Source organism: Microcystis sp. LEGE 08355 (genome assembly GCF_015207185.1).
In the GTDB taxonomy this organism is placed as follows: Bacteria; Cyanobacteriota; Cyanobacteriia; order Cyanobacteriales; family Microcystaceae; genus Microcystis; species Microcystis panniformis.
This window is the reverse complement of sequence record NZ_JADEXI010000963.1, coordinates 1-1003: the sequence shown is the minus strand read 5'-3', so window position 1 is coordinate 1003 and position 1003 is coordinate 1. Positions and strand designations below refer to the sequence as shown.

General features: G+C 45.5%; 1 pseudogene. It reads left to right on the top strand.

Features of this window, described 5'->3' with window-relative positions:
• Nucleotides 1-36: 36 nt before the first annotated feature.
• Nucleotides 37-1003: pseudogene (locus tag IQ242_RS25615) on the top strand (endonuclease MutS2); the annotation flags it as partial.

Sequence of the window (1003 nt, the reverse complement as noted above, 5' to 3'; positions counted from 1 at the left end):
CTAGAAATACAAAGCGTATTATAAAAAACTACAAAATTGATTCAAGACGAAACCCTAGAATTATTGGAATGGCCGCGGCTATGTCAACACCTAGCTACTTTTGCAGCGACTAAACTCGGTGCGATCGCGATTCGTCAATTGCCGTTACCAGAAAGCAAAGAGGAAAGTTTAAACCTACTCTGCCAAACCAAAGAAGTTTATAGCTTAGAACAAAAATTAGATAGTCGTCTTTCCTTTGATGGGATTACCGACATCGGTGATGCCCTAGAAAGGGCGCATCTGGGGGGGTTATTATCGGGACAGGAACTTTTAAATATTGCCACGACTTTGGCCGGAGTGCGACGTTTACGGCGTTTAATTGACGAACAGGAAGATATACCAGTTTTAAAAGAGTTAGTAGCCGAAATTCGCACCTATCCAGAGATAGAACAGGAGATACACCGTTGTATCGATGAAGATGGCCGGATATCCGATCGCGCTAGTCCCCAATTACGGGAAATTCGGGGACAAATGAAGGTGATTAAAGAGCGAATTTACCGCAAATTGCAGGATATCATGCAAAAACAGGGCGGTGCTATCCAAGAAGCGGTCATTACCCAAAGAAGCGACCGCTGGGTGATTCCCGTCAAAGCAGCGCAAAAAGAGCAAATACCAGGGATAATTCACGATACTTCCAGCACAGGGGCGACTTTTTACATTGAACCTCACTCTATCGTTGACCAAGGCAATCAACTGCGGCAATATCGTCGTCAGGAACAAATCGAAGAAGAAAAAATCCTGCGGCAGTTAAGTAATACAATCGCCGAAGCCTTTGACGACTTAGAATATTTACTAGCGATCGCTACTAGGCTCGATCTGGCCACCGCTAGGGCCCGTTACAGTTTATGGTTAGAGGGTAATCCCCCCCACTTTATCGATGGTTCGGAAACGATTACTTTACGGAATTTGCGTCATCCTTTGCTCTGGTGGCAAAAACACCACGAACAGGGGGGGGAGGTGGTAC